20 protein-coding genes, 1 pseudogene and 1 riboswitch are annotated in these 20,405 nt (G+C 39.9%); of the genes and pseudogenes, 11 read left to right on the forward strand and 10 right to left on the reverse strand.

What is annotated here, in order from left to right; all coding sequences use genetic code 11:
• Positions 1-100: 100 nt before the first annotated feature.
• Positions 101-955: a DegV family protein gene (locus KS242_RS03285; protein ID WP_217322999.1), complete on the forward strand. Its 855-nt coding sequence runs from the start codon at positions 101-103 to the stop codon at positions 953-955.
• A gap of 61 nt (positions 956-1,016) precedes the next feature.
• Here KS242_RS03285 and KS242_RS03290 read toward each other — a convergent pair whose 3' ends face one another.
• Both KS242_RS03290 and KS242_RS03295 read right to left on the reverse strand, forming a co-directional pair.
• Entirely contained in the window at positions 1,017-1,778 is a 762-nt protein-coding gene (locus tag KS242_RS03290; protein WP_217323000.1) for an MBL fold metallo-hydrolase, read from the reverse strand.
• Between the two features lie 125 nt (positions 1,779-1,903).
• Positions 1,904-2,314 carry an Lrp/AsnC family transcriptional regulator gene (locus tag KS242_RS03295; RefSeq protein ID WP_217323001.1) on the reverse strand — a complete coding sequence of 137 codons (411 nt, stop codon included), beginning with the start codon at positions 2,312-2,314 and terminating at the stop codon, positions 1,904-1,906.
• A gap of 159 nt (positions 2,315-2,473) precedes the next feature.
• Positions 2,474-2,579: riboswitch (SAM riboswitch) on the forward strand.
• 82 nt (positions 2,580-2,661) lie between these two features.
• Between KS242_RS03295 and KS242_RS03300 the strand changes: the two genes are divergently transcribed.
• The 4 genes from KS242_RS03300 to KS242_RS03315 all read left to right on the forward strand — a co-directional run bounded on the left by KS242_RS03300 (position 2,662) and on the right by KS242_RS03315 (position 6,843).
• The gene (locus KS242_RS03300; RefSeq protein WP_217323002.1) at positions 2,662-3,627 is read left to right on the forward strand and encodes a hypothetical protein; all 966 of its coding nucleotides are present in this window, start codon (positions 2,662-2,664) and stop codon (positions 3,625-3,627) included.
• A 144-nt stretch (positions 3,628-3,771) separates the two neighbouring features.
• A complete protein-coding gene (locus KS242_RS03305; protein WP_217323003.1) occupies positions 3,772-4,329 on the forward strand; it encodes an isochorismatase family protein in 558 nt (185 codons plus the stop codon).
• Between the two features lie 287 nt (positions 4,330-4,616).
• On the forward strand, positions 4,617-6,068 hold the full coding sequence (locus KS242_RS03310) for an alanine/glycine:cation symporter family protein (RefSeq protein ID WP_217324044.1): 1,452 nt from the start codon (positions 4,617-4,619) through the stop codon (positions 6,066-6,068).
• Positions 6,069-6,327: 259 nt separating this feature from the next.
• Positions 6,328-6,843 (forward strand): DoxX family protein, encoded by a 516-nt coding sequence (locus KS242_RS03315; RefSeq protein WP_217323004.1) that lies wholly within the window; start codon positions 6,328-6,330, stop codon positions 6,841-6,843.
• A 63-nt stretch (positions 6,844-6,906) separates the two neighbouring features.
• Here KS242_RS03315 and KS242_RS03320 read toward each other — a convergent pair whose 3' ends face one another.
• The 3 genes from KS242_RS03320 to KS242_RS03330 form a co-directional block, all read right to left on the reverse strand.
• Positions 6,907-7,098 (reverse strand): metal-sensing transcriptional repressor, encoded by a 192-nt coding sequence (locus tag KS242_RS03320; RefSeq protein WP_254391790.1) that lies wholly within the window; start codon positions 7,096-7,098, stop codon positions 6,907-6,909.
• A gap of 258 nt (positions 7,099-7,356) precedes the next feature.
• On the reverse strand, positions 7,357-8,043 hold the full coding sequence (locus KS242_RS03325; RefSeq protein WP_217323005.1) for a hypothetical protein: 687 nt from the start codon (positions 8,041-8,043) through the stop codon (positions 7,357-7,359).
• Positions 8,044-8,567: 524 nt separating this feature from the next.
• Entirely contained in the window at positions 8,568-10,841 is a 2,274-nt protein-coding gene (locus KS242_RS03330; protein WP_217323006.1) for a glycoside hydrolase domain-containing protein, read from the reverse strand.
• Between the two features lie 233 nt (positions 10,842-11,074).
• On the opposite strand from KS242_RS03330, the gene KS242_RS03335 reads away from it, so the two are divergent.
• Positions 11,075-11,344: a hypothetical protein gene (locus KS242_RS03335; RefSeq protein WP_217323007.1), complete on the forward strand. Its 270-nt coding sequence runs from the start codon at positions 11,075-11,077 to the stop codon at positions 11,342-11,344.
• A 299-nt stretch (positions 11,345-11,643) separates the two neighbouring features.
• On the opposite strand, the pseudogene KS242_RS18275 reads toward KS242_RS03335, so the two are convergent.
• Positions 11,644-12,512 (reverse strand): annotated as a pseudogene (locus tag KS242_RS18275) (ISL3 family transposase).
• 532 nt (positions 12,513-13,044) lie between these two features.
• Here KS242_RS18275 and KS242_RS03350 point away from each other — a divergent pair.
• Positions 13,045-13,332 carry a hypothetical protein gene (locus KS242_RS03350; RefSeq protein WP_217323009.1) on the forward strand — a complete coding sequence of 96 codons (288 nt, stop codon included), beginning with the start codon at positions 13,045-13,047 and terminating at the stop codon, positions 13,330-13,332.
• Positions 13,333-13,576: 244 nt separating this feature from the next.
• On the opposite strand, the gene KS242_RS03355 is transcribed toward KS242_RS03350, so the two are convergent.
• The 4 genes from KS242_RS03355 to KS242_RS03370 form a co-directional block, all read right to left on the reverse strand.
• The gene (locus tag KS242_RS03355; RefSeq protein ID WP_217323010.1) at positions 13,577-13,717 is read right to left on the reverse strand and encodes a hypothetical protein; all 141 of its coding nucleotides are present in this window, start codon (positions 13,715-13,717) and stop codon (positions 13,577-13,579) included.
• Between the two features lie 13 nt (positions 13,718-13,730).
• Positions 13,731-14,768: a tetratricopeptide repeat protein gene (locus tag KS242_RS03360; protein WP_217323011.1), complete on the reverse strand. Its 1,038-nt coding sequence runs from the start codon at positions 14,766-14,768 to the stop codon at positions 13,731-13,733.
• Positions 14,769-15,184: 416 nt separating this feature from the next.
• Positions 15,185-15,388 (reverse strand): DUF4305 domain-containing protein, encoded by a 204-nt coding sequence (locus KS242_RS03365; RefSeq protein WP_217323012.1) that lies wholly within the window; start codon positions 15,386-15,388, stop codon positions 15,185-15,187.
• A complete protein-coding gene (locus tag KS242_RS03370; protein WP_217323013.1) occupies positions 15,385-16,110 on the reverse strand; it encodes a CPBP family intramembrane glutamic endopeptidase in 726 nt (241 codons plus the stop codon). The genes KS242_RS03365 and KS242_RS03370 overlap by 4 nt, the downstream gene beginning before the upstream one ends.
• Before the next feature lie 333 nt (positions 16,111-16,443).
• On the opposite strand from KS242_RS03370, the gene KS242_RS03375 reads away from it, so the two are divergent.
• The 4 genes from KS242_RS03375 to groL all read left to right on the forward strand — a co-directional run bounded on the left by KS242_RS03375 (position 16,444) and on the right by groL (position 20,026).
• Complete coding sequence (locus tag KS242_RS03375; RefSeq protein WP_217323014.1) at positions 16,444-17,499, forward strand: tetratricopeptide repeat protein; 1,056 nt, start codon at positions 16,444-16,446, stop codon at positions 17,497-17,499.
• Positions 17,500-17,512: 13 nt separating this feature from the next.
• A complete protein-coding gene (locus tag KS242_RS03380; protein ID WP_217323015.1) occupies positions 17,513-17,656 on the forward strand; it encodes a hypothetical protein in 144 nt (47 codons plus the stop codon).
• A 401-nt stretch (positions 17,657-18,057) separates the two neighbouring features.
• Complete coding sequence (groES, locus tag KS242_RS03385) at positions 18,058-18,342, forward strand: co-chaperone GroES (RefSeq protein ID WP_077305084.1); 285 nt, start codon at positions 18,058-18,060, stop codon at positions 18,340-18,342.
• Positions 18,343-18,394: 52 nt separating this feature from the next.
• A complete protein-coding gene (gene groL, locus KS242_RS03390; protein ID WP_217323016.1) occupies positions 18,395-20,026 on the forward strand; it encodes a chaperonin GroEL in 1,632 nt (543 codons plus the stop codon).
• The last annotated feature ends 379 nt before the right edge of the window (positions 20,027-20,405 follow it).

Raw genomic sequence — 20,405 nt, forward strand, 5'->3', positions numbered from 1 at the left:
TCATCCGGCAGCTTTTGTTTTATCTGCAGCACCTTGCTGAAAGTACATAATGTTGTATCTTTATCTGCTAAAACCGTTATAATTAAGAAGAGGTGAATAAATGAAAATTGCAATTGTAACAGACAGTATTACGAATATGAGAGAAGAGGATTTACAACGTTATCCCTTCATCCATTATGCGCACCTGAATGTTATTGTGAACGATAAGTCTTATACTGATTTAAAAGATATAACCAATGAAGAATTGTTTAAATTAATAGATGAGGGAGCTTCCTACTCCTCTTCCCTGCCTTCACCAGATACATTTCAAGCACTGTATGAAGAGCTGCTGGGCGAATATGATACGATTATCAGCTTGCATTGCACAGAGAATGTAAGCGGAACGGTGCAATCAGCTCGTATTGCACGTACGATGATTGACGGAGCGGAAGACCGTATTCATGTAATTGATACCAATACAGCGTCTATCGGTGTCGAAAATATTGTCATAAAAGTTTGTCAACTCATTGAGCAAGACAAACCCCTTACGGAAATTTTAGAAGCAATCTCGCTTTATTGCCGACAAGGACACTTGTACCTAACCATCAACGACCTTACTACACTTGTACGTTCGGGCCGAATGTCTAAAACGGCTTCTCGAATCGGCAACCTGCTTCATATTAAACCGATTATTGGTTTAATGGATGGGAAGCTGGAGGTTGTGGGAAAAGTTCGGACAAAGAAGCGGGTAATGAAGTGGATGATCGAGAAATTGGGGCATAATATCGCTGAAACAGGCAAGCAAGTTGTCCGAATTACGCATGTGAACTCGATTGACCTTGCACATGAATTGAAGCATGCGATGGAAGTTTACGGAGATAAAGTAGAAGTTTTTATCGGCAACGAGATAAGCACCGTGATGGCCATTCACTTTGGCCGCGGCGGCATTGGCGCGAGCTGGATGCCAGCCGATTAATATACGATATAAGAAAAAGAGATAAGCGCTTCTGCGTTCATCTCTTTTTTACATAACACGATTAGCGTTTTAAGGACTCGCCATCATTAGGTACCATTACTTGATCGGCTATCTTCTTTTCGACAAGATAATGCCGAAGTTCTTCTCTTGATAGTCCCCAATGATTAACAGCTTCCATATGGACAGAGAGGACAGTTGCATGTGGAGCAGCTTTGGCCACTTCTAAAATATCTTTCTTATCCATTACAAGGGAGCCGCCTTCGAGAAATTGATTATCGCCGCCATTGACGACAATGACTTTAGGCTGCTGCTTTGCAATTGTATCCTGTATTGCCGCATACCAGACGGTGTCTCCGGCAATATACAGTGTTTTTTCATCCGCATGCTTCAAGATTACCCCGCAAACATTGCCAGCAAGCTTCAATATGTCTCCGCGCCCATGTTCTCCTTTTGTTTTCACTAACTGTATGTCATCCAAGACTGTGTTTTCTGTAAGAATCTCTACATTTGTAAAGCCGCTCGCTTTAACCTCATTTGCATCATTTTCATCTTGAACATATATCTTTATATCCTTTGGCAGCAATTCTTTTGCGCTTTCATCAAAGTGATCCAGATGTAAATGCGTTAAGATAACAGCATCAACGCCGTCAAGAATGTTTTCCACGGGCTCCGGTAAATTAACGAGAGGATTATATTGATCTTGTCGAACAGAGTTTGGAAATGGCGGATATGTTCCTTTTGCGGCTAGCATTGGATCGATTAAAAATTTCTTGTCTGCATAATCAACGACAAGTGTTGCATTCCGAATTAGTTTTACATGCATGGTATTCTCTCCCTTTTTCAAAGTATGTATAGTTTAGAATAGGAGAATTATTTCATACATGGCTTTTCTAACGTGTTTTAAAGCTTTTGCTTTGGATTCGAAAGAGTTAGTTGATATGTGTTGCTTTATTGATCAATAACAATAGAGAGATTGTAATTCACATAGTCATTTAACTCATTCAAAAACTGATTCAAATCTGCTTGTGATGGAAAACGGCATTCCAGCAAGTAACAGCCTTGACCGCTTATTTTATAGTTGTTCACGATAAACAGTTGTTTTGTTTGAAGAAAAGCCAAATAAGGCTGGTGGCTCGTATTCTTGGTGAAGATCGTCAAAAATGTATGAAGGGGATATCCTAAATTATCTTGGTTAATTCGGATGGAGTAGCCCTCGATAATATGATTGTCCTCCAGTTTGGCAATTCTTGCTGCAGCGGCAGGAGCAGAAAGATGAACTTTCTCTCCAAGTTCTTTCATCGTAATCCGGCTGTTCTTTGTTAATTCTTTTAGTATTTGTTGATCGGTGGCATCCAGCATCTTATAACATCCTTTACGACCTGTTTATAGGCGTACTTGTTAATCGCATTATACCAGAGAGGAAAAAGGAAGCTAAAGGAATATTATTTCCGATTATTCCGATAAGGTATATTGACAATACCGAAAACGTTTGCTACACTTCCTTAAAACTATATATGTTTCTTATCCAGAGAGGTGGAGGGATATGGCCCTGTGAAACCTCAGCATCAGGTCTGTTAACAGATACTGTGCTACATCCATCGGTTTGATTACCGGCAGATAAGATGAATAGAGGAAGCCTCTCGACGCATCTGTCCGAGAGGCTTTTGTATTTGTCCCGCTGTCGTTTACAGAGAGGGGAACACAATATGTTTCAATTAATACGTGATCTATCCAAGTACAAAGGGTGCAGTCAGTCATTTGTGTCGCAAATAGTGGAAAAGATAACGCCGTTTGCTGATGAGCTGCACGTTGACAAACGAGGGAATCTTATTGTCCGCAAATTTGGGGAGAGGTATGCGCCGAAAATAACACTGCTGGCAGAGGTGAAGGAAGAAGTGCATGTTGTGACAGCTGTGACGGATTTCGGCGCACTTGCAGCAGATGCAAACTACTTTTCCTTAACCTTCGCTCTAGGCCAGTCAGTCCAAGTGGAGACGAAGAAGGGGCTGCTGCAAGGTGTGGTCGTGACAAGTGAAGCGGAAGAGCACGCAGCTGTTATTGATATTGGTGCGAATACAGCACAAGAGGCACATCAAATGGGAGTGGAAACGGGCAATTATGTGACATGCTATGATGACCAGCTGTATCTTGGGGACGAAGTGAGCGGCAGAGTTGTCGGCAAAGGACTGGACAATAAAATCGCACCAGCTATTGCCATAAAACTGCTCCAGCAATGGGAGCCTGGCGATGGGGAAATTACCGTCATCTTTTTTCCTTCTCAAAACAAAAAACTGCTCCTCAGCCAGCTAGAAGGAGAAGCGGCATTCTATGTCGGCTCTGTACCGCGTCCAAGCACTTCCCAAAAAAGTAAGGAAACCATTAAGCTGGGCAGCGGTGTCGTTATAAAAGTAGCAGACAAAACGATTCCCATTAACCAAACGCTGAAGAACCTCTTAGTTGATTTAGCAATCGCGCATGACATTGCGTTTCAGTTGGAGTTTTTATTTCAGCATCGATATAAGAAACTGTCTACCAAGACCCCAATAAGCGTGCTCAATATACCAATAGAGCATCTGGATCAGACAACACAAGTTGTTTCAATCAAGGATTTGGAGAATACCACGCAGCTGATTCAGACATATCTTTTACGCAGCAAAGAATTGCAATTTTAAGAAAATAAGTTATGCGTCTCAGATAGTTGTCCTATATACTGAAATTATTAGTAAAAAGGAGGCGGTTACGGATGAAAAAGAGTCAAAACTTAACCAAGTCGCAATGCAGGAAGGTTCTAGCAACCAGATAAAGGGGAGCTGTCTTTGAAGCAAGCACTACTGATCATTGATGCACAGCATGCATTGATTGAAGGCGAAGCAGGTGAAAGACCTGTCTATCAGAAGGAGAATCTGCTACAGCAAATTAATGTAGTCATCAGCAAAGCACAAGCCGCGGGCGCTGACATTTTGTTTGTACGTGATACGGATGTAGCAGAAGGCCAAGGAACAGGTTTTGCTATTCACCCACAAATCATTGTGCCAGAAGAAGCGACAATCTTTAACAAACAAGCAACAAATGCCTTTCACGGTACAGGTCTGCTGGCGTATGTAAAGCAGGCAGACATCGCCCATCTTGTCATCATGGGCTGTGAAACGCAGCATTGCATAGATACAGCTGTGCGTTATGCAACGGTACAAGGAATGGATGTGACACTCGTTGCGGATGGTCATGCCACAGCAGGATCTGATGTGCTAAGTGCAGAGCAAATCATTCAGCATCATAATCAAATTTTGCACGGACATTATAATGTAGATCATTTCTCAATTGTACGCCAAGCAGCGGAGGATTTGTTCCACCCAATCCATGATACATTTCGATAAGAGAATCACATAAGTATGAAATTGCCCTTCTGAATCAGCAGCATAATGCTGTCTTATTTAGAAGGGCTTTTGTCTTCTGTAAACTAAAATATCTGCTTCGAATTGTTAGACAATCGTGCTAGAAATCATTGACAGAGATCAATAATGGTTTATTTTCTGAAAAATTAATTATTTTACGTAGATAACCTTACAAAAAGCATGCAACCTCCTGACACTTCCGACATAATAAACGCATACGACGTCTTAAATACATCTTTCCAGGAGGAATTCTATTGGGCTTTGAAGCTATGTTGGGGAAGGTTAGCGAATATCTATGGAGTGTGCCGATGCTAGTGTTCATCGCTGTGGTGGCAGGAGTTTATACTATTGCTACAGGTTTCTTGCAAGTAAGATTCTTTAAAGACATGATTACCCAAACATTCACTGGCAAAAGTTCTGCTTCCGGCGTATCCCCTTTTCAGGCGCTGGTTATTGCATTGTCAGGAAGGGTGGGAACGGGTAATATAGCCGGTGTGGCAACAGCGATAGCTGCAGGAGGACCGGGAGCTGTTTTCTGGATGTGGTTCATTGCCTTTTTCGGATCCGCAGCAGCGTTTGCTGAATCAACACTTGCACAGATTTATAAAAAGCGAGTAGATGGAGAATACCGCGGCGGACCTGCTTATTATGCAGAAAAAGGTCTCGGATGGAAGTGGTACGGCTATATCTTTGCAGTGGTTGCAGCTGTTTCAACGTGTTTGTTAACACCTGGCATACAGGCAAACGCCATTGCAGAAAGTATGGATAACGCATTTGGCATCACACCATTGATAACAGGAATCGCTTTGGTCGCAATTGTTGGTTACGTTATTTTTGGCGGGATCCGCAGAATCGCCTTTTTAGCTTCTTATGTAGTCCCAATTATGGCATTATTTTATTTACTTGTAGCAGCCATCGTCATTTTTGCGAATATCGAACAAGTTCCAAGTACTTTTGCGCTTATTTTCTCTAGCGCATTTGGTGTTGATTCTGCTTTTGGCGGTATTATTGGCGCTGCGATTAGCTGGGGTGTAAAACGCGGACTGTATTCCAACGAAGCAGGTCAGGGAACAGGAGCTCAAGCAGCTGCCGCTGCCGAAGTGTCACACCCAGTAAAACAGGGCTTAGTGCAATCTTTCTCTGTCTACATTGATACGCTGCTCATTTGTACAGCTACTGCGCTGATGATTTTAATGACAGGCAACTACAGTGTGGAAAGTCCCGATGGCGGATTTATCGTTGATTATGCAAATGGAATGGAAGCTGGAGCAGGATATACGCAAGCGGCAGTTGACGGTGTACTTGGCGGATTTGGTTCCGCATTTGTAGCTATTTCCTTGTTCTTCTTTGCTTTTACGACACTCGTTGCTTATTTTTATATCGCCGAAACAAATCTGTTTTATATTGTTAGAGGGAAGAAACGGAAGATTTTCTCTAACATCATGAAACCATTGTTCCTGGCAGCTGTCTTCTTAGGGACGGTACGTTCGGCAAGCTTTGCTTGGACATTAGCAGATATTGGTCTCGGTCTCATGGTATGGGTTAACTTAATTGCTGTCATCCTGCTGTACAAACCGACCATCATCGCTTTCAAAGATTACAAGGAACAAAAGAAGCAAGGACTGGACCCTGTTTTCCGCCCTTCACAAGTAGCTATTAAGAATGCTGATTATTGGGAAGAGCGGGAGCTGGAAGAGGAGATGCAGCGGAAAACGGTATAAGCCAATGGAAACCAAGGGTGTATGCATCCTTGGTTTTTCATTTGATATAGAGCTCATGTACGCACTAGTAAACGTTATTTTAACTGTGTTCACACAACTGTAAAAGGAGTATTACGAATTTGTGAAAACGTTCACAAATAGAAGCGCAGCATGGTTATTTCGCTTATACTACAAGTGTAGAAGGAAAAGCGCTAATCCCTCTTCATCTATTATGTGAAAAGATTAACAAACTAATTTCATGAATGGAGTGTGGGAAATAATGATTGTGCAATGGATTCGAAACAGCAGAGTGGCGTCTGGATTGTGGACCGTGATTCGTCTTTATTTAGGGTATGCTTGGCTATCTGGAGGACTAGGTAAACTGACAGGCGGCGGATTCGATACGAGCGGCTTCCTGAAAGGTGCAGTTGCACAAGCTGGCGGAGATCACCCAGCAGTGCAAAGCTGGTGGGCAGTATTCTTAGAACAGGTCGCCTTGCCAAATGCAGGACTCTTCAGCTTTCTCGTCATGTGGGGTGAAATACTAGTCGGAATCGCACTCATACTAGGTGTCTTCACTAACTTTGCCGCACTCATGGCCATCACGATGAACTTCGCTTTCCTATTCAGCGGCACGGTCAGCACGAATGCCCAGATGGTTTTGTTAACTGTCTTCCTCCTTATCGCTGGCGCCAATGCCGGACGTTACGGATTGGATCGCTGGGTAATGCCTTATCTAAGCAAGCATTTGCCAAAGCATACACCAAAACGGCCAGCAAAGCCGGTCACATCTTAATAAGAATATAAAATAGACAAAACAGGCAGCTGTACTGGCTGCCTGTTTTGCGTGTTTTACTTCTTATCGGCTCTTTACGAGCGAAACGATGATTTCTTTCACAAAAGCATCCGCTGCTGCTCGTACACATTCTACCAAGTTGGAACTTCTAATCAATCTGATTGTACGGTCAACTGCTGTTCTGGAAGCAGATAACTGCGTGATCACATCTTTGCAGTCTTTGTATTCTTTCATCATTTTAAGAAGGCCGCGCAATTGTCCTTCTTAACGCTTCACTCGGTTTCTTATCTTCCGTTCCATCACTCCTTCCGTATCAAATCTTTTATACCGGTCGGGGTCAATGAATGTCTATGTGCAGTAAATTTCCTGATGAGGAGACACACGAGGATGATGATGTTATATCGATATCTGCTTAAGTGTAGGGTAGACTAACGAGATTTCCTCCCAATCTGTAGAAAACCGGAAAGGGAGGGCTCTCTCGGTAATTTACTGGTCTATACAACTAGCGAACATCTATATAAGAATCTCACCAAGTTCACTCCATTTTGTAATAGGACTGAACTGTTCTATAGCATCACTTTTAAATTTTTCAGTAATAAAGTCTGCATTTTCCTCTAAGTACTTATCAACTTGAGGACTTAATTCAAACATGATGTTATTAAATTCCTCTATATAATCTTTGTAATAGTTATAGAAATGCGTCAAGAAATCCTTTTGAAATCTTTCTGTTAGTATCCCTTTGCTTTCATGACCAGTAAATGGATCCATTATTTTTGGCACATACACAATGTTCCACGGGGCTGTAAAAGCAAAAGGATTCTTAGTTTTACCGAAAATGTGTGATACTTGGTAGTTCCTCAACCTTTTATATTTTGTCGTTGGCTTTTCTTGTCTTGAATAGCCGGTCAACCTTCTGATTAGTTTAGTGGGCTCAGCGTTATTAGTAGCATCTTTAAAGAAGTTATTATGACCAAACAACTCTTTATATAAGCTCATATATAATTCTGTACCTTCAGCGTCTCTTCCGTAGCCCCTAACAAACACTTTTTGATTTCCATTATATATATTACTTTTTAATAGTTCCCATTCATCTTTCACTACTGGATCAATTACATATATAGTCTCATCGATTTCGAATTTTATAGGGTCTTCCTCGTCTATGTTGAACTTATTCATAAAAAGCTTGTAACCATCTCTCATAATTCTACGTCACGTCCATATTTAAAGTTATTATATCTAGTAAAAGTGGTTTTATTCTTTTATTAATCGTAATCAAACACTTGGTTCTTTTGACCAGTCTGATTTCACAGGACTCTTTTAATGCTGGTAAAGTTTCGAAGGAATCCTAATCGAGTAGATGTAAAATTAATAGTATCATTTTAATCATTCAATTCGGATAGGGGTTTTTGGATATTGAAAATCCAAGTATAATGATTACTATAATTAGTAGTATATAAATAATCAAAAGTATAACTAAAATGATAGTTGAAATTTTCTTAAAGAAACCAGGAGGGGCGTTATAATTTAGTATTATTGCGGTCGCAAATAACACTAAAGTTATTACCATATTTATTTTATAGAAGAAAATAATGTATAGAGATATTAAAAATGAGAAAATGCCGAAATATTGACGCATAATAAATCCTTTCTATACCATTTTCTTCAGAATATCATTATTACATAAAAGAGTGTAGAGATATAAAAATCTCTACACTCTTTCTCGCTTAAGCTTCTTCGATTACTTTCTGTCTAATTACATCTTCGAATGCTGCTGCAACCCGTACTTCTACCTCACTTGGTACCGAGAAACTCTGCAGAAGTTCTCTCATAGCAGTTATCACAGGGTCTGCTTCATAGCCATACCGTGCAACTTCAGCTTCCAGAGTTTCTACGCTACCTCCAAATCGATTTTCGAAAAATAGAGTAAATCTTTTTTGTACATTTTCATCGTAATATTTGACAGTAGCATCGTATATTGTAAGAGATTGATTTAGCACCATTTGAGCTATATTGTATGCGTCAACGTCACCTAGAAGATCATCTAACGTAAATGAACCGTCTGTTTCGTGGCCAATATAGTATTTGGCGCATTCATACGCATCGCCGTCGAAAGTAGAGCTATCCATATTATTAAACACATCAATATTGACAGTCGCAAGATCTCCAGCCCAGCCGGCAAAATCTTTAATGGCTTTGTCTCCAACATCAATATAGCTATATAATTCCCCGGACAATGTTGCATAAAGATGTTCGGAACCAATTTTAAAGCCCGTAATCGGGTCAGTTATATTGTAAATATCACTACCGATTTGTTCATTGACATAGTCTACAAATTCATTGTCAATAAGTCCGGAAGTAGCTGTCCACATAGCGCTAGTGTAATCATGTTGTCTATACCAGTGGGTAAGAAGGTAATTGGCTTTATTTACGTCTGGATCAAAGGCCCGAGCAATATTTTGTACATCATTTAACTGTTCAAAGAAACTCCTATTTTCCTCGGAAGGTGTAGTTAGATAGCTAACCCCTTTATCTCTTCCCGAATTAATATTGTTATCTATTTCAATAGCTGTACTACTATTCTCAACTGTAATAGTAGAAATTTGATCAAAGGACCAGTTCTCGGGTAGTGGATAACCTAAATTACCGCTGAATCCAGTAGACATCCCACTTACAAAACTATACTTTGCCAAGTTTTGATTTGATACTTGGATACAGATATTACGTGGTCCATAAATACCTACATTATAATTATTACCCAATGTTGCATTTATTCCCCTGAAATAAGGAATGATATTACTAGTGATTTCATCTCCAAAAGCATCATAGTCAACAGCAAAATATATTGTGGTTTCTTGAGGAATGCCATATCCTTGTGCCACAATAGTAGCACTATTGCCGTCTTTTTCCCCTTGTTCTTGAGTGAAGTATTCAACGTGTGATCCGACAGTTTGATAGATAGGGAAAATAGATAATCCAGCATTCAGAATTGTTTGTAGCTCACCTGGCTGTAATCTTTTGTTGAGTCCACCAGGTACATTAACAAGGTATCTCCCAATGATTTCGTAACCTTCATCTTTAAGCGCTTCTGCTCTTAGAGAATTTATTTCAGTGATTGTATCGCAAGCAGTACCTTTTCTTGTCGGATCACCAGTACTGACGAGTAAAGAACACCATGTTTGGTAATCTGCAATACCTGTAGTATTTAACTTAGTGAAACCTTGAAAATTCTTCACTTGAGAACTTATTGCGCTCGTGAATGCGCCATCGAAACTTACATCAAATTGATTAAAGATCATTGCCGCTTGAAATAACCTAACGAAATCTCCTGTGTCACCTACAGAAAGAGTAGGGAGGTTGGAACGTGTTGTAGGACCAAAATTACCGTTAGCTATAGAATCACTGAGTCCTTGTTCATATTGAATAGCATAGACTAGAGATTTTTGAACGTTCCTTGAATAGAAACCATCACATGGCATAAAATAAAAGTTTTCTCGGTTGATGTACTTTCTGTTCATCCATTGTTGTATAGAGCGGATTAGAATACTGCCACCACTTAATAGTACATATGGATCCATTGTTAATAGACCTTTAAACACTTTTGCTGTCATACTTCCATCAGGATCGGTTAATCCCATGTCTGTTTTCATTCTACTAATAGCGGCACTTGTGTTATCTCCAAATGTTCCAGTAATACCACCAGGGTTGTATCCTTTGCAGTATAGTCCGCCTTGGATGATTTTAACTATATTGGTATTCTCGTTAAAACCTTTTGAAATTGGCCCCATGTTGTTTAAAAGACGTAATGTAGTAGGCCCAAAGCTATCGACAGGTGTACCAATGCCAAGCTCTATTTGTAGAGCTCGTGTTAGAGCGTACATTGTGGACCAACCCGTTCTCCCATTAACATCAATTACTTGATAACCCTGTCTTCCTCTATATGTTCCATTAAGCCAGTTTTGTGTTTCCCACACCTTTTGATCTCCTATAATTTGATTCATTCAATATGCTCCTCTCGTTTTTCGATATTTACTTTCTAATAGAGGCCTTTAAAGGGGATTCATTTAATAGAACTTCCATGGTCTAAAAACATATGATGATTTAGCAGCCATGTAATACATAAAAGCGATTATTATTACTGATTTACAACCTGTTAAATATTTTATTTGAAAGAATAAATCAGAGACAATCGTACTGAGGGGGGATTCTGATTAGGATTAGATATATAACATTATTGGCTTTATTTATATTAATGTTGTGTGGATGTGGGGAAGAAGAATTTAAAAAGTCATTTGTTATAGAAGGTACTGTAAACGAACTGAGCAATAGTTCAAATACAATCGATGTAATCGAAGAGAATGAAAAAATGTATGAGATTCCAGTAGAAGATACTAATGTCTTTGAGAAAGGCGATAGTTTGAGAATAGTAGTATATTCTAATACTTCCAATGATATTTGGGATTTAGACCATCTTAGATTTGATATAGAAAAAAATAAGAAATAGCTCTCGTTTAAGGTGGAAGTAACAGAGAGAGGGAAAGACTTCTTCAAAGAACGTTATGTCCATCAATTTTTAAGTAGTTCGTTATGTGATAACTGTTTAAACAGCCCGGATGATGAACGATTTAGATATGATTATTTTCTTCGGTAGGGGAAAATAATTACGTTGTTCCCCTTAATTGCTATTAAAACGGACTAAAGGATATAGTATGGATAGTTTGAGCTGAATATCACTTAAAAAATCTGGTTCTCCACAATAAAAGGTGCTTGATGCTTCCTCTAACGTATGTATGCTCCAAATTCCTAAGCAGGTTGACGACATTCCATGCGAATTCGCAAGTTGAACTTATATAGATTGGGACAGCCGTAACTCCGACGCTTCAGCGTTTTAATTAGGTTGTTCGTTCCTTCAAGACGTGCATTCGTTATGTTGTACACGAAGTAGTTGAGGATCTCCTTTTTCCATTGGAGAATCGTCTTCGCAATACGCTTAGTCGCTCCGGCTCCATGGAACAGATAATGGCTACACCAGTCTTCTAACGCCTGTTCTGCCTCGTGGTAGTCCGTCGAATCATAAAAGCTCGAAATGTTTGGAGCGCATCATATTGCCTTTTTAGTTCTAGATTTTTATCCAGCCACTTGTCGAGAGATGCTTTCTCCTCCGCTTTTAAACGGCTGGGCATCGTCATCAATAAGCGACGTTGATGCTTTATCTGTTTATGCTTGGCTTCGTTTTGCCAGCTAAGTTTTCTTGCGCGATCCAGTGCTTTCGTGAATAGCTGAATGACATGAAATTTATCAGCCACAACGGCTGTGCTGGGCCACACTTCCCGGACAGTCTGTGCCATGCCAGGCGCAAGATCGGTTGACACGACTTTTGGCGCTTTAAACGGATACTCGCGTAAAGCAGCCTGTATGCGTGCCCGACTCTTTCCTGGAGATGTGTGCCAAATATGGCCTGTATGCGCATCCTGCAGTGCGATACTGTACGTATGTCCTTTCTTGTGGGCAAACTCATCCATACAAAGCGCTGTAGGGGCTTCATAGTCTTCCGGGCGTGCCAAGGTTTCCTCGGCATATGCGTAAAACCAGGAAGCTACAGTAGAGGCAGGAACGTTCATTTCCCTTGAAATCGACTCAAAGGATTGGTTTTGCCCCTTTTGGGAAATCATTTTTTTGAAATGGCTAGTGACTTACCTCGAACTGGAATCTCTGGCCACGCCACTGTCCACGTGATACCACAGTCTTCACAACGCTGCCGATGGACAGGCACTCGGATATAAATGGTTTCTCCGGTAGATACCCAAGCGTGTCGTAACACACGCGTGCGCATGCGTGCATGATTCACACTCTTTTAGAAGCACAAAGGGCAAAGATGATTGATGGGGAAAGGCTCCATCTCCAAGATCCATCCATCTTCCATACGTTCTCCCTGGCCATTTAGCTGAAAGTTTGGTAAGTGTAGAATATCTGTAGTAAACTGTTTATACAAGCAGAACTTCCTTTCTGTGTTTGGGTTTCGTCACTTTAAACAGTAGAGGAAGTTTCTGCTTTTTTCAATGTCAAGCACACTTGGTTAAGGAGAGCCAAAAATCTTACAATAATGAAACATTTTCCAATTCCCTTCGTATGCAAGATAACAGCCAATCGTTTGTTAATGTAGGTTTTATTTAACCGTAGATTTTACTAGGAGGGGGATTTAATATGGTGTTTCTTGTAGACGCATTTAACCTTATAGCTTCATATACCTATGCATATAATGTTTCAGAAGATGATATTCAAGAGAACATGGAGCAATTGAGAAAAACGGATTGGTTTCAGCAGTATTTAAAAAGTGAACCGTACAGACAGTTATTAATAACAGATAAAGGTGTGCGGGTGCGAATCGGGAAATTGAACAATAAACGCCTGGCTAAAAATCCTCATAAAGAAAGCTATCAGCATATTGTCACGAAAGCTTTGCAAAAGAAGATTATTGTGTCAGATGCATAGTGCAATCAGAACCTATTTCAAATTGAAGAGAGCTGATTCCTTATATGAGCCAGGCAATAAGATGGCTCAACAGTTTCATAGCAGGGAGCACAATCAAATTTCCCTACTCATGACAAGTAGGTCCGCATTTCGGAAAAACAAGAGCTGTAAACGTTGCTGTTCCTAGATATTCTTAACGCTGGGGTGTCCTATTTATTAAAAGCATCAAAAAGAAGCAGCCCCATTAGTAGAGACTGCTCCTGTATTAATTAAGGATATTCGAGGATTTGATCACGCTCCCAAAGTCGCCTTTCTTACTTGCAAAGCCATCTTCATTTGCTACTCCAAGCAAACCACTGACGATAATCGTCCCCACTAGTGTTACGGAAAAAAATACTTTTTTCATTATTTATTCCTCCTTAGATTATAGCGAGTAGATAATATCTGGTTGCAAGTTCATACTGCTTGTTTTCAGTATAATACTGAGCTAACTCTTTCGAATAGTGCCTAACGTTGAATAAATCGTTAATTTTTTGAAAATATTCGATTCCTTCTTGCCAAACGCTCTCAAAGTTAACCTTGTCTTCATATTTCTTATGAAGCATAGCAAATTCCCACTTCATTTTTGTATTGTTGCTGTCTATACTCTTTTGAAATCCTGCTGTGTAGGCTTTCATGGCATTCGCAGTTTGGTTTGTCTGCCAATAGGAGTCTGCTAATAAATACAGCGTTTTTAATTCAATACGTTCCTGCTTTTTCTCTAATGCCTCTTCCAAATAACGAATTGCGACTGCCGGCAATTCGCGTGTTACGTATAGGAGGCCTAGGTTCAGATTCGTGGATGCTAACAGACTTTCATTTTCGATTTTCTTACAAGTGGCTAGAGCTCTGTGAAGATACTCTTCAGCAGTTTCATAATCAGAAAGTTCCATGTAGTTCATTCCTTGAACTAGCTCTGAACGCGCCAATAGGAAATTTAGCGCTCCTATAGAATTAAGTTTTTCGACAGCCTTCGCTGCATGAAGAGCAGATAAAGCTGTGATATCAAGAAAGTAATAGGTCATAGCCTTGATGAGATGAAACTCTCCTAACCCTGCTGGATCAATTACTGAGCTTATATGTTGTTCGGCTTTCTCAAATTTCATTAACGCTTCCTCGAATAATTCTTCGTAATAGTCGATAATTCCTTCAGCAAAGAAATGTTGATATCTATGGAATTCAGTGAAATTATCTTCATATTGCCTAGCTATTACTAGCGAACGCTTGCTTGCTTGAAGTTCTCCAATAATCGTATAATACCGACTTTCCAATAAAAAATAGGAGATAAGTGTTTGTGTATCAAAATGGTCAGTATGTTTATTCAACTCTTTATGAATGCTGCGAGCAACTTCTTTTTTATCAAGCTGAATACTCACAGACCAATTCTCAAGATGATCTATCGTATCAAGACGTTCCATAGTACAACTCCCATCGATAATTCTCTATAAGACTATTCTACCTTATTTTATTAATAGGAAAATTGGGAATATATATATTGTTATATTACGGGTAAAACCCTTCTTTCCACCAATGACTTTTGTCTTCTGTATGGTATTGTTCGCAGTGGCAGTGTTCAAGGAGAAAAGTGTTTTTGTCAGGTTATTCTTATGGCTGTATGTAACAGACTTGAGAAAATTGGATTGTTTGTGACTAGAGTCAAAAGCGGAAAAGAGACGTATGTGAATCGCGGTAACTATATTTGTAAGGACAGTCAGACTTGTAATGAAAAGCTTACAGATTTAGGGAGAGTAGAAGTTTTCTTAGATCATTTGTTTTCATAAGGCAGCAGCATATAAAAGAGAAAACCAGCCAAATCAAATCGGCTGGTTTTTCCTTATTTCTTCTTATTCATTTTTTTAATCTTGAAATGCAGGCTGAAATAGCGGAACGACATATATAAATCGTAAGCAGCTAGTGCTGACAAGAGGACAGAGAAAAATCCCCAACCGTTACTATCGACATCGTTATAAGCCCATGATATGAAAAGAACTCCTATTACAAGATTTAATATCGCTGAGGGCAATGGCGTACGTATCATAAAATTCCTCCAAAGATGATTGTTTGCATGTTTTCTAGTTGTTTTTGCATCTGTTCAATTTTTTCAGGCGTCAAATTAAGCTGAATGATGACGACCATCAAATTCATTAAGCCGTGTGTGATAATCGGTACAATAATCCGTTTAGTTTGTACATAAAGTGTAGCAAAGATAACACCCATCACGAAGTATTGCAAAAGGTGCAGCAAGTCACCATGCACAACACCGAACAAAAGTGCTGAAATAAGTACGGCCACAAAGAAATTTGTCCGTTTGTAAATCTCACCAAAGATGATCTTACGGAAAATTATCTCCTCTAATATAGGTGCGAATACAACGACGATGATTACGAAAGCTGGAACCGACTGAATAGCATCTATTATATTTGACGTGTTCTGAGAAGTTTGTCGGATGTTTAATACGTAAATCTCAATTAAACCAGCAATAACCTGCCCAAAGTAAGCACCAAAGAATCCGATTATGATCCATAGGAGTGTCATACCGATACCAGTAGCATTTCGCATTGCTGGTGAGCGCATATCCTGACGAAGCAGGATGCATACAATGATAACAGCAATAAAGAAGCTAATGACACTCCACCAATAAGAAACGGTTGCGAGATCTAATCCTTGATCGTCCATCCATGGTACAAAAGGGATGAGCGCAAATGAAGATACCTGCATTAAAATGTATGTCAAAATAATAAACCAATAGCGTCCTGGCAATGTAACGACTCCTTCCACCTTACCTTATGTAGTTGGCATCTAACGTATTTTAACATAAGTCAGAGGGAACTCACATGTATTACTTATTATACAACTGCAAATGCGAAATAAGCCTGGAAACAAAGCGCTGAATAGTGGGTTAAAAAAAGAAAAGTAGATGTGGTATTTATGAGCACCATTGTAACTTTCCTATTTAAGATGTAATAGAATAGGAAATATCAACCTCTATATTCTTGTTTTGATAGAGGTTGAACTACAAACATTCCCAATATAAATAGATGCAAAAAATGGTAAAATCATTTAATAAATAACTATTAAGAAGGAGTTTGCATTATGGGACAGAATATCTCCAAGCAAGTCGATATTTCGGCTGAAATGGACAATTGGTCTATCAGTATTCGCCTTGATAAAAGAGAAGCGGCAACTAGTATCTATGAACGTTTAAAGAGATTTATGAATGACTACACAACCGAGACCCTCATTAACTTTTTACTGCTAGAAAGTCGCTTTTACTTGATGCACAAAGATACTGTGAATGGCGCAAATTCCATTGACAAAGCAAAAGCATACCTTCCCCACTTCAATGATACCCACCGACATTATTTTCACTTAGCTGAAGGCATACTATTCTATAACGAAACCCATTATCCAGAAGCACTTAACTGCTTTGAAAAAGCTGAAAAGTATCTGAGTCATTTAGATGATCCTGTTGAAATAGGTGAATTTCATCTTCGCCAAGCGATGACATATTTTAATCTCGACATAACTACACTATCTGTACTTCACGCAGAAAGAGCCATCGAAGCCCTGAAACCTTATAAGACTTTTGAATTTCTACTTGCTCATGCAGAAATGCTGCAAGGATTGAATTATGTAGACCTACGTAACTTCGAACGAGCAGAAGAATATCTACATAGTGCTTTAACGACATTTAAAAGAGTAGGTAACAACAATTTTATTGCTTCAACCAATCTCAATCTCGGCGTCCTTTATGTAAAAAGTGACCTGCCAGCTGCTGCTATTCGATATCTTGAAGAGGCGCTAAAACATAATCAAGCACGCATTCGGTTGAAAATCTTGTACTTGTTGGCTGATTGTTATTGGAAGACGGATCAGACTTCCAAAGCTCTTGAAACGTATACTAATGGATTTAATGAAAGTATCGAAAAAGATGATTTGGCGAAAAAGTGGGAATTCGCAATGCTTCACAAGAAATATGTAGACAGGATAAATTTTGAAAGTGTATGGCAGGAAGGCATAGAGTATTTCAGAAGAATTAACGATTTTTACAATGTTAAAAGGTTTTCAACAGAGCTAGCCGAGTATTATACTGAACATAGTCAGTACGAACTTGCAACGAAGTATTACTCAATGGCTTTACTACAATAAGGAGGGTATTAAAATGAAAAAGTTTATTTTTTCACTGGTACTTATCGGCGCAATTGTGGTTAGTGGATTACTTGGGTACGATGATTTGAGAAATACTGCTGCAAAAGAAGGAGACGCTGGAACTATAATTTTCACTCCAAAAACTTTTAGTAAATAAATGATAAAAAGGCTGTCAAAAAAGTTTCGACAGCCTTTTTATTTTGGGTTTATATCTTATTCTTGTTTTTTATAATAGAGAGCGAGTAAAGCGGTGTTGAAATGCTTCAATCCAGAAAGAATGACCAGGAAGCTTTCTATAGAGGAGCTTGTTCTCGAATATCAATGTCACAATCTTTTAGGACAGAGAAAAGCAGCCCACCACTATGTAGCCGCGTGTATTGTATTTCCTCTGTTAATTCGTACGGAGCTGGCAGGAGAAAGCCATAAATCGTCGAACAACTATCAGAGTGTCATACTTGCAATCCGTTTTCGTTTTGATTATTATAATAACTGTATTAGCACTCAACTTATTCGAGTGCTAAAAATCAAATTATCGATTATTTAAGGAGGGTTTCTCACATGTTGAAGCCACTAGGCGATCGTGTCGTAATTGAACTTGTAGAGCAGGAGGAGAAAACAGCAAGCGGTATTGTACTCCCTGAATCTGCAAAGGAAAAACCGCAAGAAGGTAAAGTTGTTGCCGTCGGTAGCGGTCGTGTAACCGATAATGGTGAAAAATACCCGCTAGAAGTTGCAGAAGGCGATCTTATCATCTTCTCTAAATACTCTGGTACTGAAGTGAAATATGAAGGAAAAGATTACTTAGTTCTTCGCGAAAGCGACATTCTTGCAGTAGTAGGATAATCCGAAGAACCGAAACATATAACATAGAAGATATTATAGGAGGTTATTATTCATGGCTAAAGATATTAAGTTCTCTGAAGACGCTCGCCGCGCGATGCTTCGCGGTGTCGACACACTTGCTGATGCAGTGAAAGTAACGCTTGGACCAAAAGGTCGTAACGTTGTTTTGGATAAGAAATTCGGTTCTCCGCTAATCACGAATGATGGTGTGACAATCGCAAAAGAAATTGAACTAGAAGACGCATTCGAGAACATGGGTGCACAGCTTGTATCTGAAGTTGCTTCTAAAACAAATGAAATCGCTGGTGACGGTACAACGACAGCGACTGTTCTTGCGCAAGCAATGATCCGTGAAGGTCTGAAAAACGTTGCTTCTGGTGCGAACCCAGTAGGCGTACGCCGCGGTATCGAAAAAGCGGTTGAAGTAGCTGTTTCTCAGCTTAAAGAAATCTCTAAACCAATCGAAGGCAAAGAGTCTATCGCACAAGTAGCAGCAATCTCTGCAGCTGACGAAGAAGTTGGTAAACTAATCGCAGAAGCTATGGAGCGCGTTGGTAACGACGGCGTTATCACAATCGAAGAATCCCGCGGCTTCAACACAGAGCTTGAAGTTGTAGAAGGTATGCAATTCGATCGCGGTTATGCTTCTCCATACATGGTTTCTGACCAAGATAAAATGGAAGCTGTACTTGAAGATCCATACATTCTAATTACAGATAAGAAAATCACAAGCATTCAGGAAGTACTTCCTGTCCTTGAGCAAGTTGTACAGCAAGGCAAGCCGCTATTGATGATCGCTGAAGACGTAGAAGGCGAAGCACTTGCAACACTTGTTGTAAACAAACTGCGCGGTACATTCAACGCTGTTGCTGTTAAAGCACCAGGCTTCGGTGACCGTCGTAAAGCAATGCTAGAAGACATCGCGACACTTACTGGTGGTGAAGTGATCACAGAAGACCTAGGTCTTGATCTGAAGAACACACAAATCACACAGCTTGGCCGCGCTTCTAAAGTTGTTGTTACAAAAGAAAACACAACTGTTGTTGAAGGCAACGGCAACCCAGAAAACATTTCTTCCCGCGTCGCACAAATCCGTGCACAAGCAGAAGAATCAACTTCTGAATTCGACAAAGAAAAACTACAAGAGCGCCTAGCAAAACTAGCTGGCGGTGTTGCAGTAATCAAAGTCGGTGCAGCAACAGAAACAGAATTGAAAGAACGCAAACTACGCATCGAAGACGCCCTTAACTCTACGCGCGCAGCAGTAGAAGAAGGTATCGTAGCCGGTGGTGGTACAGCACTAGTCAACATCTACAACAACGTTGCAGGTCTTGAACTATCTGGCGACGAAGAAACTGGTGCGAAAATCGTCCTTCGTGCAATCGAAGAACCAGTACGCCAAATCGCATTCAACGCAGGCCTTGAAGGCTCCGTTATCATCGAACGCCTGAAAAAAGAAGAAGTCGGTATCGGCTTCAACGCAGCAACAGGCGAATGGGTAAACATGCTTGACACAGGTATCGTTGACCCAACAAAAGTAACACGCTCCGCACTCCAAAACGCAGCATCCGTAGCAGCTATGTTCTTAACTACTGAAGCAGTAGTAGCTGACAAGCCAGAAGAAAACGCTGGCGGCGGCATGCCTGACATGGGCGGCATGGGTGGAATGGGCGGTATGATGTAATTACATCGCCCAAAACGTTGATATGAAGCGGTTTTTAGTAGTTAATGTACTTATTGAACCACTACATGTCACGACAATTCTCGTTTTTTGTTAAAAATGAGTTTTAGAGGATGTCTCTGTAAGTCTTATGGACTTTATCAGAGGCATCTTTTTTTATTTTGGTAGTATTGTATATAGATCTTCGTTGCCATATCAATGTCCTAAAACCCAACGTGGCAAAGTATTCAATTTGTTTGGGTAGGTGATAAGTTGTGGGAAGTGTATCAAGAGGGTCTACGATAAAGATAATGAGGCCTGAAATATAGTAGACTAAAGAAAACCTAAAAGGAGATGAATACTGAAAGGAATGAGGGTAAATGTACTTTTTTTTAGCCTCATA

The sequence above is a fragment of the Terribacillus sp. DMT04 genome, assembly GCF_019056395.1.
Classification (GTDB): Bacteria; Bacillota; Bacilli; order Bacillales; family Amphibacillaceae; genus Terribacillus; species Terribacillus aidingensis_A.